Origin of the sequence: Methanospirillum hungatei (assembly GCF_019263745.1) — an archaeon.
Lineage (GTDB): Archaea > Halobacteriota > Methanomicrobia > Methanomicrobiales > Methanospirillaceae > Methanospirillum > Methanospirillum purgamenti.
Map to the genome: position 1 here is coordinate 2934210 of NZ_CP077107.1, position 14012 is coordinate 2948221.

The following is a 14012-nucleotide window of genomic DNA, read 5'->3' on the forward strand; positions in this document are numbered from 1 at the left end:
GAAATAACATTGAAGATATCGATCAATCAGAGCCTGAATCATACCTATAGGCCCCTTTTGGGATTTTCATTTCAAATCTGGCCCCTTCCTGATAGATACCGGTTTCATGAATTTCTATACCGGTAATAGATAATATTTCTCTGACCAGGAAAAGGCCTAGTCCTGAGCCTTGACCCGAACCATATCCCTTATTGAATATTTTTTCTTTATTCTCCGGTTCTATTCCCTGTCCATTATCGGTGTAGGAAAGGAGCAAATCTTCACTTTCAGATTCTATTGATGCAGTCAAGGTTATTGTATCAACTGTTTTTCCATGAATTATTGAGTTTCTGATTAATTGTTCGAATCCCTGTTCCAGAAGAGGATCAGCATAGATTTCCAATGATCCAGTTGTGACAACATGAGCAATTGACCTTGATGATAAATGTGAAAATGCATAAATGGTAATTTCATTTACATTCTGCCATTTTGGATGACTCTGACCCAGCCCTTGATATGCTTGCAGATATTTTACAAGTTCTTCTACCTTTTTGAGCGATTCATGGCATTTGTTATGATAAAGAATACGCTCCTCATCTGATTGTGCTTCACGAACAATCTCAAAGTATCCACCAAGAATGAAAATCTGGTTCATTATTTCATTACTGGTTATTGAATTGAGGATCCTGAGTTTTTCTCTTGCCTGATGAAGCATAAGATCAAGTGTTTTTTGTTCGGTAATGTCATTCATTACTATGAGGATCTTCTCTCCTCCACTTTGCCAACTTATTCTTTTTGAGAATACCTGAAAGTGATGATTTATTGTCTGTATAAAAAGCTCTTTTACTGTTTGTGTCTCTCCTGGAATAATGTCCTGTATTATGCACAATTTTGGACATGTTTCATCTTTTTTCAGGAATATGGTTTGGCAGGACTGTCCTAATACACTCTCTCCAAAATATTTTTTTGCAGTCGGATTCGCGTATATGATGTATTTATCATCTGGATCAATTACAAACACGAGTGACTCCATACTTTCAAGGATTGATACTAACTGGGCCTTTTCCTGACCAATTGCACGTTCGATCGATACTTGAATCTGTTTTTCCTGTATCTGTTTTCGTTGCCTGAATAAAAGCAAAATAAAGAAGGATACCATTACAAATATGCTGATGATTATCAATACAATACTCGTAAGGAAGGATTGCATATCAGCTACAACCACTTTTCTGGGTGTAATAAAAAAAAGATCCCAATATGAATCTTCTAATGCGAGAGGTTTGTGTACTATATCATAGAGACCTGGTTCAAATGGAAATGATCCATTGTTTGGTATTAAGAATGTATGTATGTCTGCCTGATGCGAATTGATTCCTTCAAATGATTTAGGAAATGAGGGAATCTCTTTGTATTGTTCAAAAAAACTGGCTCCGTAATCACTTTTGAATGGTGAATGAAGAATTATTCCATCGCCTGATACAAGCCATGCTTTTCCTCCTTTTGTTAATTCTACTTGAGATAATTTCTTTTCAAAGACTGTTGTAAATGGAATTAATATTGCGACGCTGCCATCAAATGTTCCATTGAGAAAAATCGGATAATGGTACGCAAGAGCGTTATATCCCTGAATTGATTGAAAAATATCAGACAATACTGGTTTTTGAGTTTGTTGGATCTTTTGTACATGTGACTGGTTTGAAATATTGGTTCCGATCAGTTCAGGTCTTTCGGGATATGTATATACGACTTTACCATTTCTGTCAACACGTGATATCGCACTGATTTCGTCCTGATTTAATTCATAATAAAACTTTAAGATCCGTTTGCCCTGGTCGGTAGTTGTTATGATATCTTGTCTTGTACTTAATTTTTGCAATGCAGTGCGATATGCAGTGAATTGATCGAGAATTTCATTGTCAACCTGATTTAAAATTGAAAATCCCTGATCATAAACTCTCTGAACCACTTCCTCTTCATATTCATAATAAAGAAGGCCTAAAAGAATACCCAGAATAAGAAAAATTGCGACAAATAAAAGAGTATATGGAATATATGGGGGCAAACGGAATGAATAGTCTTTCATTTCATGTATCTCTCTTCTTCTCTTCGTTCTGGTTATGTTTAGAGCAAATATCGTTTTGTCTATTATATTTTACTTATCAAGGTGGATTATAATAATTTCCTACTGTAAATTTCTGGTAAGCCAATGTCATATCTCAATAAAGCATGTTGACTAATACTATTAAGATAAATTTCATGGTTTCAGATATCGGATATTTGGTCGGAGCAGTTGGAACATTTTTTGCAATCCTGGATCCATTTGGAAACCTTCCCTTTTTTATTGCATATACCAGTTCGCTCAGTTCACATGTCCGGAAAAAAACCGCTCTGTACCTGTCTGTATTTATTTTTTCAGCGATGGCAATATTTCTCTTTTCTGGTCAGATGGTTCTGAGTTTTTTCCATATATCGCTGCCTGCTTTCCAGATAGCAGGAGGCATAATTCTCTTCGGTGTTGCCCTGTCAATGATGAGCGGAACACATACCATAACCATGAACAAAGTTATCTCTGATACCGGAAAGGAGATGCTTCTTGAGAAGAACGAATCCATTCTACCGACCATTATTGTCCCGCTTGGCATCCCGCTCTATGTTGGTCCGGGATCGATTGCTGCAGCCATTCTTTTTGGGAGTAATGCACCGACAGAAACAGCATTCCTCGGAGGACTGCTTGTCATCCTTCTTATTGTCATCTTCATTACTCTGCTTAATATGAGTTCGGATTTCATAGGCAAGGTGTTTGGAAACCAGGGAATTGAGATCCTGGTCCGTCTGATGGGGCTTGTCCTTGCAGCAATTGCTGTCCAATTGACTCTGGAGGGGATCACAGGAGCGATCACCACCATGATCCTCCCTTCCCTGTCCGGATAAATTACATTTTGATGACCATATCATCCATGCCTATAATTACATCAGAAAACTGAGGGCCGATATTTTTTATTGCACTTCGCTGATCAAGTGATGCATAGAGATCTGCGGCAAAATGAACCAGTGCCAGTCGTTTTGCCCTTGCCTCAGTCGCAAGACGAACTGCTACTTCAGGGTTTAAATGAGGCCATCCGGGATTTTCCTGTCCGGGGAGATAGGCACATTCGGTAATAAGAAGATCTGCATCTGCTCCCAGGGTTAAAATACCCTCACATGGTCCGGTATCTGTGCAGAACGTAATTGTTTTTGAAAGTTCAAACCGGTACCCGAAAACCGGCTGATTATGAACAAGGAATGCAGTCTGAACCGGAATCTGGAGATTACACCTGCCTTCTACTAGTTCCATTATCGTAACTGGGTAGGTCAGTTCACTCAGGGGGACGGTGTAGGGATACCCGATAAATTTGGATAACATATGAGCCCCCGGAGGACCATAGATGGACAGACCGCCTTCAAACTGACACCGAGCCAGAGTATGAAGGCCGGATATATGATCCAGGTGAAAATGAGAGAAGAACAAGAGGGCAGGTTTTTGTATGGATGGATATACATCCGGAATCTTTGTAAAACCCTCTCCAGCGTCGAGAATGATAAAACAGTCAGGAGTATCAATGGTGATGCAGGTGGTATACCCTGTTTTCGAGGTGTACCATCCGTTCGTTCCATGAAAAATTACTGTGATCTCTTCCATTATATCATGAATACATCGAACTCATAAACTGATATAAGGCGTGTTCCAGTCTCAACAAATGACATTAACTCTTAAAAAAAGAGATGAAATCAATAGATATAGGTCTGCGATGATCTGCCTCTGATTACCCCAATCACTCCATACGCAATCAGATAACACCCGATAAACACGACAAGGAGTTGCATCCCGTCCTGGGGATAAAGAATGAGATAAAACCCGACAAAAATGCTCAACAACCCTCCGATAATCAGAAAAATCCAGGATATACGGTCCTGAACAAACCCAGACGAAAACCCGAGTTGCATGATACCCATCATGAGGATAATGACCCCCAGTAAGATCCCCATAAGCGAGACCGTCATATCAGGGTTGAATAGAGCATACAGACTAACACATACACCGATAATTCCAAGGAGCATAAACGGAACAGAAAACCCTGATCCTCTCACTGAATAGCCAATACCCACAATAATCAGCGATATCAGGAATATTACTGCGGCAAGAAACACCCCGATGATGCCAGGGATAAAGGGGGAAAAGACGAGCATAAGAAGACCGATGAGTATGGCTACCACAGTAGTCTGTCTGGACATACCCGTGCTCACCCAGATCATGTTCATACAGGATGATTGTACCACCATCCATAAATCCGAATTGATCCCTAATCAGATGGAGGGATGATTATTGCATAGCAATCTTCTGCATGAGAGCCATTATTCCAGGTTTTTGTTTTCCCAAACCTGTGCCCGTCTGCCCAGGTCCGAATCCCCCGAACATCGGTGGTGCATCAAACATCTCGGTATTCATCCGATCGGTGATTTCATCAAATATCCGTTTATATGCAATACAATGAGGATCAACACCGGTGATCTCTCCACCGGACGGGGCAATTGCATTATACGGGCATCCTCCCCGGCAATACCGGATGTGGGAACAGGATGAACAATGGGTATCCACGTAGGCTTTGAAATCATTCATAAGGCGGCCTGCCTTTGATTCATCAAGTTCTTTCTGTGTCGGCCGGTCACGGACATTGCCCATGACATATTCTTCCATGCCGACAAACCGGTAACAAGGATAGATATTCCCATCCGGACCGATGGCATAGGTATTTCCCATACAGTCGGCAAAAGTGCAGACATTCCCCCTTCTCGTAAAGACACACCGGACCAGGTCATTGATGTTCATAATGTCAATCTCATGGTAGTGGTCAAGTGACTGATCCAGGAGATAGACTAGGAGAGCCCCAAATTTCTCCGGGGCCAGCGCCCACTCATTTGGGCTGTCACTTCGAAGTGAAGGAAGTGCCGGATGAAGTTTCATCGTAAAACCCTGGTCGATGAAAAACTGTACGATGGGCTCCCGCTGTTTTTCAGAATAGCCGGTAAATGTACAGATGAACCTGACATTCAGGCCATGCTCCCGTGCAACCCGGTACCCTTCCATCGTCTTTTGAAAATACCCGTCACCCCGCTGATAATCGGTTATATCCTCAGGACCATCGATACTAGATCCAATGGGAATATGGTATTCTGCAAAAATCTTCGCAAGTTCCGGAGTCATTCGCCATAGGTTTGTCTGAATCGCGAATGAGGGTTTATTTTTCGCTAGACCCTGTGCAAGAATGGGGAGAGCCGCACGATAAAAGGCAGATCCGGCAAGGAGAGGTTCACCGCCATGAAAGGTTATCGTGACCGGATCATCCCGAAAATCTGAAAGCCAGGATACGACATCCCTTACAACCTGAATATTCATCACTGGAGATCCTTCTTCCGAGCTCCAGCAGTATTTACAATTGGATGGGCAGCCAAGAGTCGGGATTATCATAATATGAAAAGGGGTTTTCATCGGTCTACCACAATTCTCCTGAATAAGTACTCCTCCGAAGACTTATTAGATGCACCATTTGGTCTGTATCATGGATAAGAAATCACTATATGTTGTATGAGCATGTTTTGTGATAGTCAGCGCACGCTGCCGTTTAACTCTCAATTAATGGATTACCATCAAGAATTCATATATCCGTCATGTCTGTCCTATTGAGGTAAATCCGCTCTTTTCCTCATGTATCGTTTATTTTTCAGTGAAAACACCCATTATAAAAAAGCCCACTGTTCTCTTGGTGAAGAGTTCAGGATAGATTCTAAGATCCCTTTGATCCGAAAGAGGACTATATTTCATATCACAATGAACAGGAGAGGATATGAACAAAATCTGGATTTCGAATATGTCAATATGATGTGCTGTCAATTTCATACATGGATCCGATCATCCGGAAGATAAAAGAGGAATTGTCTACCTCCATCGACGAAAAGACTAAAACCAGTTATCAGCGGTTTTTCAAGCAAGAAGTGAAAGCGTACGGATGTAAATCTGCCGGGGTATCAAAGATTGCTAAAAAATACTGGAAAGAAGTGAATACCAGAAGTAAACAAGAAATATTCTCTCTCTGCGAGGAACTTTTTCTGTCAGGATATCTGGAAGAGACGGGTATTGTTGCTTCCTGGGTCCCTAACCTCAAAGACCAGTTCGAGCCAGAAGACATGATCACCTTCAGACATTGGATTATGAACTATATCACCAACTGGGCTGCATGTGACAGTTTTTGTAACCACTCGATGGGTGACTTTATCGATAAGTATCCTGATTTTATCGGTGAATTAAAAACATGGACCCATTCTGAAAACCAGTGGATGAGGCGAGCAGCTGCTGTCTCTCTCATTATTCCGGCAAAGCGTGGAAAATACCTGGATGATGTTCTTGAGATAGCCGATGCTCTGCTTACTGATGAGGATGATCTGGTCAGGAAGGGATATGGCTGGCTATTAAAAGAAGCAAGCAGACAGCATGAGGATATTATTTTTGAGTATGTTCTTGCTCATAAAAAAGAGATGCCACGAACGTCACTCCGCTATGCAATTGAACTCATGCCAAAAGAGAGACGGGCAGAAGCGATGAAAAAGGACTGGAAATAGTATCATCCCATATTTTTATTCAGATCAGAAAATAGTATTGTCTTCAATAAACCGTTCAATGACCTCTATCTCCCGTTCCAGACTGTCGCTTAATTCAAGTGCTTTTGCCCGGCTGAGATACTTTCTGGCTTCAAAGAAATCACCATCCTGTTTGCATTCTTCTGCATACGAGACCATCAGTTCGATGATCTTCGGATTCGGACCATAGGGGATATTTCGTTCATCCAGAATCTCACGACCATGGGAGAGAATAGCAGGCACATCCGGCTCTTTGCCAGCCTTTTCCTTGATATATGCCAGTTCCCGAGCGGTCTCTGGTGAGTCCTCCCACGTGGTGGCCATTAGGTAGCAGGTGACTGCTCCGGTATAATCACCCATTTCTGTCAGGTAATATCCCATATTCCGGTAGGCATGGGCCAGGTCATCAGGTTTCCAGGCATACTCAAAACATTGGTTCGTAAGATTGCGAAATTCATTCAGGATTCTCCCTTCCCGACACATATCAGCACGGGCAAACAATATGGAATCATTGACCGGACTCAGTTCTGAAAGGAACCTGAAAATAGCTCTGGCTTGATTCTTTTCTCCTTTTAACAAGGCGAGTTGTCCTGACTGGAATAGGATATCGCAGTTTTGATAGGGATGAACCTTAAAAGTCTGCTCCGGTGAGAGCCAGGTTATATAATATGCATACTCGATAAAATCCCGAAATGACAGATATTTTTCCTCTCCCTCATTCGGATGCTCAGCATAGGGAAGGATGTATAACAAAGCTGACTCTGCAGCCATTCCATTTCGTTCGTTCAGGAGTGAACGGACAGATCCAAGGACCGCTTCTACAATTATATCCGGATTTTGAACCCGGGACATGAAGGTCTGAAATTCAACATGAGAGAATGACTGGATTGCCAGAGATGCAAAGAGGTCAGATATCTCCTTCTGACATGGGTGTCCTGCATAATGATGCTCCATATCAGTGAGGTATTCCATAACCTGACTCTTATCACTGGGAACATGGTCTCGGATGTGCGTTAGAATTCCTGCACAACTCTGTGGTGATGTCATTCTCATCTCCAGAATCTGGTACCTCTGATAGGATTGGACTTGAGCCATGATGATACATACTTTTCAGGTTCGCAAGAATTCTAGTACCTGAACAGATGATCTATTGATATGCAGCTCCAAAAGCAGGGTATCCGGGTATTAGGGATCTCCGAGTCTTTTGCACACCATGACTGGTCGGTTCTCTGCGGAGTTGTTATGCGTCGGGACCTGCATATTGACGGCTTCTGCTTTGGAAAAGTCCGGGTGGGGGGGATGGATGCAACGGCAGAGATAATCCGGATGATAACGTCTCTTGGCCGTCAGGATGTGAATGCAATCCTTTTGAATGGGTGTGTCATCGCATGGTATAATGTGATTAATCCGGTGGAGATTATGGAAAAAACCGGGTTTCCTGTGATTTGTGTCTCATATAAGGATTCAAATGGCCTATCAGGCCATATCAGACATCATTTTCCTGGAGATGAGGAACGGATAAAAGCATACAAAGACCTTGGAGAGAGAATGGTTGTCCCCCTTAAAACAGGTTTGTTTTTGTATGCCAGGGGATATGGTTGTTCGGATAATGAAGTCATAAAGTTATGCAGAATATTTACCCTTCATGGAAAAATTCCTGAACCTGTCAGGGTTGCCAGACTGTGTGCCCGAACCATCATGCATAATACCAATGCTGGGAAAATAATCGATAATCCTTCATCTGGCTAAATATAAACTCTTCCTCGTATTTTTCCATATATTCTGAATCAAGGAGGTTTCCTGGAGCCAAAGGAGAATGGCATCCGATTAATTTTCGATATATCCGAAGTTCAACATTATCTCCTGGGTGAATAAAACCATTTTTCAGATCGATCACTATGGTCTCCTTCGGAGCGAAAAACTGCCCCCTGCACCCTGAACCTCCAATGGTTTTCACACCATAATGTTTAGTTGGAATAAAATCATTTCCATCAAGCGTAGATATAAAGGCAAGAAGATATTCATCATTCACTTTTATTCTTGCCATCAGGTGACTGTTGTTGATTTCTTCATGGGAAAACGATCTGATTACCACCTGGCTTTCAAGCTTCTCACCATTATGATTCACCCCAACAATCTGAATGATAGCTGGCGCCAGGCAATTGTGAAAGGGAAGTTGTATAAATCCCAAGAAATATGCCAATATGAGAGCACCAATGATAATTGTTATCATTACCATTAGAATGATAGAATGAGTACTTGAATCCGCAACATCAAACCCCATAATGTGCCACATTGGTTCAATGAGAATGGATATGAAAATTATGAATTGGTTCTTTGATGACTGACTACTCGTATGCGACGAGTGTGTTTGTGAATACATGATGTCTGATGAAGATGACTTCATGTCGATGTATGAATGCAAGACGTCAGAGTCTACTTAAAGTTATACCGGTAATTATAGTGCAAGGTAAACCATTTGGGATAATTAGAACGAAATGCTGATTATTCCTCGACATGCACTCAAATAAAGGCAATAATATGAATCCAAAAAGGTTGTTTGTTGGGAACCTGACATATTCTGTTGATGAAAAGCAGTTATGGGGACTGTTTTCCAAATATGGTGAAGTTGTTGGTGTCAGGATAATTGAAGGGAAAGGATACGGATTTGTTGAGATGGAGAGTTATGAAGATGCACGAACGGCACGAAATGCCCTCAACGAAACGGAATTCATGGGACGAAATCTTCTCATTGATGATGTAAGGCCTCCAAAAAGTAAGACCGGGTTTCAAAACAGGTCTGGTGGAAGATTCCAGGGTCAAAAACCAACATATGGAAAATCAGCTAGTCCACGGGGAAAATCTGGGTCTGGAACACGAGGTAAATCATCCCAGAGATCTGGTAAAAATGCACCAACCAGACAGAGGGAATCTGATTATTCAGAGCGAACTTTACGAAGTGCTCCTCGGCCAGATAAAAAGGATACTGCTCCTGCCGGGAAAAACAGACCGAGTAAAACTCCCCCTCGCGATGATAAACCTGCTCAGAAAAAAACAAAGACACGGTTCTGGCCGGGTGGATCCAGATAATTCTTCTAATTTTCAGATTCTGATATTTTTTTATGATATTAGTGGTGTTCTGGAAACTTTTCTGACGAGGGAATTGTTGGGTTTTCCACATATCTGATTACCAATCTGATAACTTCAGAATTTTTTGGCAGGAGAATGTGACAATACTGATAGGGCTCATCCAACATTGTTTCTGGATTACACGGGATGAGATCAAACTCTGTCCCTGGAAGATATGAATCATAATGGGGAATGACACCATCTCCGAGCCAGGTTTTTCTCCAGGTCTCATCATGACCCAGTACCCAGGTTCTTCCTTCAAAACTTGGGAAAAAAGCCGGATCTCCTGTCCGGTTTGCTGAAAGAATATTCCTATATCTGATATCCGGACGGATACCTGCTTTTCTGAGCTGAAATGTCTCCCTACTTTTTATTCGAAGGCCCTGGACATTGACATCCTTTTCAGGTTCATATTTTTTCGGGACAAATTCCCCTGACAGGATTTGGATAACATGAGGGCCATACTTTGGATCATTAAAGATCTCTGCCATTGAAGAGCCCTGGTTTGGAACACCTATCTCTATGAGCTGCCTGACATTTTCTTCTCTTTTTCCTCCATCGATTACCTCGACATAATATCTGGTAACATACCCACCCATTGAATGGCAGATAATATCAACCGGTCCGGTATATCCGGTCACTTTCCGTTTCTCATGAAGGAAGGATTTGAGTTGGTGGGCAATTTGTGAGATTGTCGATTCATGTAGATCAGAGTAATCAAAGAGCCAGATCTTTTCAGTGGGGATATTCACCCGTTCAATAAGTCTTCTCCAGATACCCGGATGACTCTTCCACCCATGAACCAAAACTAAAGGAATTGAATCCATGATTAATCTGTCTGCCTGGCTGGACAGAAGTTACAGATGGAGAAGAATACATCCTTTTCCTTATCACGAATCGGACAATAGTACTCTTCACCCTGTTTCTCCACAACCTGACCTCCGGGAAATGGCATCCCGACCGGGTGACCAGGAAGATCTTCGACAAACATGGTATATGCTGCAATCAGATAGTAAAAAAGCCGGTGCTTCGGGCTCCAGATCTCAGGGTTTTTCCATGTATCCTCATCCCATGCCATACACCCGTCAGGTATCATCTGGCAGTAGGAGAGAAAGAGTTCTGGGTCACGTAATGGGTCAGAACACTTCAGAAAGATCCCACTTCTATACCTGGAGAGGAGCAGATGGTGAGCCCCGAATATCTGGTCCCTGAAATAGGATCTGATTTTATGCCGGTAATTTGCTGGAAGTCGTTCTATCTCAAGATTTAATCTCCCTCCGATCACCTGTAGTTCTAATACAGAGTATTTCAGAATTTCTTCAGCAACAATGGTGCCAAGATCCCCTTTATGAGCCGCACCAGCCATTCGTGCTACAATTGATTCGATTTTTGATTGCTCTGGATCTGTCATCCCACAGCAGACCCGTTCGGTTATCACTTGTTATACATGAAACCGGAGATACAATATAGTTTCATGCAATGTACCCAATAGGAAGCAGAGACTGAAGGTCCATGTGTCCACTACTATTACCTTTCCAAGACGACATATAAGAGATGGAACCTTCGAATATTTCCGCTTTATTTATCCTCATTAGTGGCATTATCGGCATTATATTTATAATGGCAGTCGGAAATCTGCTTAGATCACGGGCAAAACGGACCGAAAGTGTCATCGATGATATCATCCTTTCATCTATCGGAAAACCCCTGATCCTCTTCCTCGTCATCATCACTATCTATTCCTCTCTAGCAATAAGCACCCTCATTCCCGCTGAATACGCCTGGATCCTGGATAATAGGTACCTGATGGTCTGCATTACCATCCTTGCGACCTGGATCTTCTGGTCATTTGTGAAAAATGTAGCACACCAGTATGAAGAACATATACTCCAGTCTGCATCAAATGAAGCAGGAATCAGGTTCTATCACTTCTTCAGATCAACATTCAGTTATATTGTCTGGATTATTGCAGGACTCATTATTCTTAAAATACTCAATGTTGACATTACCCCCCTTCTTGCTGCCGGAGGTATTGTCGGAATAGCAGCTGGTTTTGCAGGGAAGGATATCCTGGGCAATTTCTTTTCAGGTGCACTGCTTGCAGCGGATCAACCCTTCCTTATCGGTGATCGGATACAGGTGCAGGAATTCATCGGTGACGTGATCACTATCGGGCCCAGAAGTACGAGAATTAAAACCCTTGACAGTCAACTCGTCACTATTCCGAATTCAATCCTCACCAATGATGTGGTAATCAATTACGCAGAACCAAATCAGGAGATCAAAGTCCGGATAAATCTTGGGGTAGCCTACGGCAGTGATATTGTAAAAGTCAAGGCCCTTCTTTTAAAGATTGCAGGTGAGATCATTGATACCGGCCTCTGTCTTCATGAGCCGGAACCATCAGTATATTTCCTTGATTTCGCAGAATCCAGTCTGAACCTGCAGATGATTATCTGGACAGATAAGTATACCATGACTTACGAGATCCGTGATTTCATAAACTGTCGCATTCTGAAGGTATTTAAAAACGAGGGTATTGAGATACCATTTCCCCAGGTGGATGTGCACCTGAAAAAGGAAGGATAAATTACAGAATTCCCTATACATCCTTCATAAGGCCAGGGGGTACATATTGTTTATGGAACTTTCCCCCATGGAACTTTTTCAGAAAGAGGCCCCTGAGGCTGCAGCAGCGTTCAATGGTCTTATCCAGGCACTTATCGCATCAGAAGGATTAGACCAGAAAACAAAGCAGCTCATCTATATCGCTATGAAAACTGCAATGGGAGATGAACGGGCGGTCCGGGCTCACCTTCCGATGGCGAAGGGACTTGGGGCAACAAGAGAGGAGATACTTGATGCGGTCCTCCTGACCCTCACCGTCAGCGGTATATCTGGTGTATTAAAGGTTCTCCCCCTTATAGTTGAGATGTATGATAAACAATGAGTATAGGAAAGGCTGAATATCTTCGGACCCTGACGGTCTCAACACTTCAGAGCAGGTCGGTACCCATCGGTACTGAGCTGGATGGAAGTTCACCTCCATCCATCTTCATTGGAAGTGCCGGATACCCGAAAGTCTTTGCCGGACCCCTTATCACTCCCGAACATGGAGATACAGGAGTATATGACACGCCTGAGTCATGGATCCCTGCAAAGAAGTCACAGGAGGAGATTATAGGATACCGGCTCGGTCTGGTGCGTGGAAAACGCCTTGTTGAGACCACCGATATACACAGCAGATTTGTCAGCCAGCTGCAGGAGATTGTGCTGTCAGACACATCGGTTGAGAGTGAGGCCGCATTTCTTGAGGTTCCTACTGGTTTTTCATTCAGTGAGGAGCATGCACCTTTTGGACCAAGTGCATCAATTGATAAACTCTCATGTGAACCGGTGAGATGGAATCACCATCTTGAACTGGCCTTTGATGACACCGATCTGCTGGCAAGGGATGCAGTCATAAATCTCCATAAAGAGAAGGTTCCTTTTTCTTCTATTCAAAAGGCATTTTCCGCAGGAACTATGGGGAACGGGAAAAAAAGGCATCTAGTACCTACCCGGTGGTCAATCACTGCGGTTGATAGTACGTTAGCAAATCATCTTTTTCACCAGGTAAAAAAGTTTAGTCTGATGGATTCCTGGCGGGTTCATGAATTTAGCAGTCTGCATAATCGTTATGCTGTAATATTAACCCCCACCGGATGGCAGTACGAGTGGACAGAAGCATTTATCAGGGTACTCGGTGATGAAGAACTTATTTTTTCAGATAGTGAGATAAAAAGCCCGAAAACGGAATACTCAACCGTCGGTGGGTGTTATTACACATGTAAAATGGCAATTCTTGAAGCCCTTCTCCGTGAACAAAAGCAAGCTGGTGCTATTGTTCTCCGAGAAGCAACCGAAGGATATGTGCCACTCGGGGTATTTAATGTCCGCGAGAATGTCAGAAATGCCATGCTGACCAAAGGGCTGGAGTTTGAAACATTTAAGGATGCATTCTCATATGCATCCGGAAAAATGACCCTGAAACCAGAACAATTTATTACCTCAGGAAAATTGCTCAGGTCACTTATGAAAGAACAACAAACACGATTGTCTGATTTTTTCTCATCACAAAAACCTGATGTTGATGAGGCCGAAATATAAGTCAACAGAAGAGTGATGGTGGTTTTTGTGCCCTTTAGGATAATCGTGTGTATCGCTACCCTAACTTCTCATGGATTTATTTA

At 42.5% G+C, this 14012-nt stretch carries 15 protein-coding genes; 7 read left to right on the plus strand and 8 right to left on the minus strand.

Features of this window, described 5'->3' with window-relative positions; translation table 11 throughout:
- Positions 1-22: 22 nt before the first annotated feature.
- Complete coding sequence (locus tag KSK55_RS14165; protein ID WP_218607373.1) at positions 23-2062, minus strand: cache domain-containing protein; 2040 nt, start codon at positions 2060-2062, stop codon at positions 23-25.
- Between the two features lie 173 nt (positions 2063-2235).
- On the opposite strand from KSK55_RS14165, the gene KSK55_RS14170 reads away from it, so the two are divergent.
- Positions 2236-2910: a MarC family protein gene (locus tag KSK55_RS14170; RefSeq protein ID WP_218607374.1), complete on the plus strand. Its 675-nt coding sequence runs from the start codon at positions 2236-2238 to the stop codon at positions 2908-2910.
- A 1-nt stretch (position 2911) separates the two neighbouring features.
- On the opposite strand, the gene KSK55_RS14175 is transcribed toward KSK55_RS14170, so the two are convergent.
- From KSK55_RS14175 to KSK55_RS14185, 3 genes are all read right to left on the minus strand, one after another.
- Entirely contained in the window at positions 2912-3658 is a 747-nt protein-coding gene (locus KSK55_RS14175; protein ID WP_214420827.1) for a ribonuclease Z, read from the minus strand.
- 89 nt (positions 3659-3747) lie between these two features.
- Entirely contained in the window at positions 3748-4251 is a 504-nt protein-coding gene (locus KSK55_RS14180) for an HdeD family acid-resistance protein (protein WP_214420828.1), read from the minus strand.
- Between the two features lie 88 nt (positions 4252-4339).
- Complete coding sequence (locus KSK55_RS14185) at positions 4340-5506, minus strand: TIGR04083 family peptide-modifying radical SAM enzyme (RefSeq protein WP_218607375.1); 1167 nt, start codon at positions 5504-5506, stop codon at positions 4340-4342.
- A 410-nt stretch (positions 5507-5916) separates the two neighbouring features.
- Between KSK55_RS14185 and KSK55_RS14190 the strand changes: the two genes are divergently transcribed.
- A complete protein-coding gene (locus tag KSK55_RS14190; RefSeq protein ID WP_218607376.1) occupies positions 5917-6633 on the plus strand; it encodes a DNA alkylation repair protein in 717 nt (238 codons plus the stop codon).
- A 24-nt stretch (positions 6634-6657) separates the two neighbouring features.
- Here KSK55_RS14190 and KSK55_RS14195 read toward each other — a convergent pair whose 3' ends face one another.
- The gene (locus tag KSK55_RS14195; protein ID WP_218607377.1) at positions 6658-7698 is read right to left on the minus strand and encodes a tetratricopeptide repeat protein; all 1041 of its coding nucleotides are present in this window, start codon (positions 7696-7698) and stop codon (positions 6658-6660) included.
- Positions 7699-7806: 108 nt separating this feature from the next.
- On the opposite strand from KSK55_RS14195, the gene KSK55_RS14200 reads away from it, so the two are divergent.
- Positions 7807-8400 (plus strand): endonuclease dU, encoded by a 594-nt coding sequence (locus KSK55_RS14200; protein ID WP_218607378.1) that lies wholly within the window; start codon positions 7807-7809, stop codon positions 8398-8400.
- Here the strand turns inward: KSK55_RS14200 and KSK55_RS14205 are convergent.
- Positions 8348-8935, minus strand: coding sequence for a hypothetical protein (locus KSK55_RS14205; RefSeq protein WP_218607379.1), 588 nt, complete (start codon positions 8933-8935; stop codon positions 8348-8350). The two genes, KSK55_RS14200 and KSK55_RS14205, sit on opposite strands and share 53 nt — an antisense overlap.
- 233 nt (positions 8936-9168) lie before the next feature.
- Between KSK55_RS14205 and KSK55_RS14210 the strand changes: the two genes are divergently transcribed.
- Positions 9169-9741, plus strand: a complete 573-nt coding sequence (locus KSK55_RS14210) for an RNA recognition motif domain-containing protein (protein WP_250545255.1) — start codon at positions 9169-9171, stop codon at positions 9739-9741.
- Positions 9742-9779: 38 nt separating this feature from the next.
- On the opposite strand, the gene KSK55_RS14215 is transcribed toward KSK55_RS14210, so the two are convergent.
- The gene (locus tag KSK55_RS14215; protein ID WP_218607380.1) at positions 9780-10607 is read right to left on the minus strand and encodes a lipase family alpha/beta hydrolase; all 828 of its coding nucleotides are present in this window, start codon (positions 10605-10607) and stop codon (positions 9780-9782) included.
- 2 nt (positions 10608-10609) lie between these two features.
- Positions 10610-11218: a DUF2115 domain-containing protein gene (locus KSK55_RS14220; RefSeq protein ID WP_256664038.1), complete on the minus strand. Its 609-nt coding sequence runs from the start codon at positions 11216-11218 to the stop codon at positions 10610-10612.
- 182 nt (positions 11219-11400) lie between these two features.
- Here KSK55_RS14220 and KSK55_RS14225 point away from each other — a divergent pair, with 182 nt between their 5' ends.
- Genes KSK55_RS14225 through KSK55_RS14235 form a run of 3 tightly spaced genes read left to right on the plus strand, consistent with a single transcriptional unit; the run spans position 11401 to position 13929 of the window.
- Positions 11401-12369, plus strand: coding sequence for a mechanosensitive ion channel family protein (locus KSK55_RS14225; RefSeq protein WP_256664039.1), 969 nt, complete (start codon positions 11401-11403; stop codon positions 12367-12369).
- Between the two features lie 52 nt (positions 12370-12421).
- Positions 12422-12730, plus strand: a complete 309-nt coding sequence (locus tag KSK55_RS14230; protein WP_218607382.1) for a carboxymuconolactone decarboxylase family protein — start codon at positions 12422-12424, stop codon at positions 12728-12730.
- A complete protein-coding gene (locus KSK55_RS14235) occupies positions 12727-13929 on the plus strand; it encodes a hypothetical protein (protein WP_218607383.1) in 1203 nt (400 codons plus the stop codon). Before KSK55_RS14230 ends, KSK55_RS14235 begins: the two co-directional genes overlap by 4 nt.
- Positions 13930-14012: the final 83 nt, after the last annotated feature.

Coding starts and splice junctions, on each gene's coding strand:
- KSK55_RS14165 (WP_218607373.1), bottom strand. CDS start 2,062: ATGAAAGACTATTCATTCCGTTTGCCCCCATATATTCCATATACTCTT.
- KSK55_RS14170 (WP_218607374.1), top strand. CDS start 2,236: ATGGTTTCAGATATCGGATATTTGGTCGGAGCAGTTGGAACATTTTTT.
- KSK55_RS14175 (WP_214420827.1), bottom strand. CDS start 3,658: ATGGAAGAGATCACAGTAATTTTTCATGGAACGAACGGATGGTACACC.
- KSK55_RS14180 (WP_214420828.1), bottom strand. CDS start 4,251: ATGTCCAGACAGACTACTGTGGTAGCCATACTCATCGGTCTTCTTATG.
- KSK55_RS14185 (WP_218607375.1), bottom strand. CDS start 5,506: ATGAAAACCCCTTTTCATATTATGATAATCCCGACTCTTGGCTGCCCA.
- KSK55_RS14190 (WP_218607376.1), top strand. CDS start 5,917: ATGGATCCGATCATCCGGAAGATAAAAGAGGAATTGTCTACCTCCATC.
- KSK55_RS14195 (WP_218607377.1), bottom strand. CDS start 7,698: ATGACATCACCACAGAGTTGTGCAGGAATTCTAACGCACATCCGAGAC.
- KSK55_RS14200 (WP_218607378.1), top strand. CDS start 7,807: ATGCAGCTCCAAAAGCAGGGTATCCGGGTATTAGGGATCTCCGAGTCT.
- KSK55_RS14205 (WP_218607379.1), bottom strand. CDS start 8,935: ATGGGGTTTGATGTTGCGGATTCAAGTACTCATTCTATCATTCTAATG.
- KSK55_RS14210 (WP_250545255.1), top strand. CDS start 9,169: ATGCACTCAAATAAAGGCAATAATATGAATCCAAAAAGGTTGTTTGTT.
- KSK55_RS14215 (WP_218607380.1), bottom strand. CDS start 10,607: ATGGATTCAATTCCTTTAGTTTTGGTTCATGGGTGGAAGAGTCATCCG.
- KSK55_RS14225 (WP_256664039.1), top strand. CDS start 11,401: ATGGCAGTCGGAAATCTGCTTAGATCACGGGCAAAACGGACCGAAAGT.
- KSK55_RS14230 (WP_218607382.1), top strand. CDS start 12,422: ATGGAACTTTCCCCCATGGAACTTTTTCAGAAAGAGGCCCCTGAGGCT.
- KSK55_RS14235 (WP_218607383.1), top strand. CDS start 12,727: ATGAGTATAGGAAAGGCTGAATATCTTCGGACCCTGACGGTCTCAACA.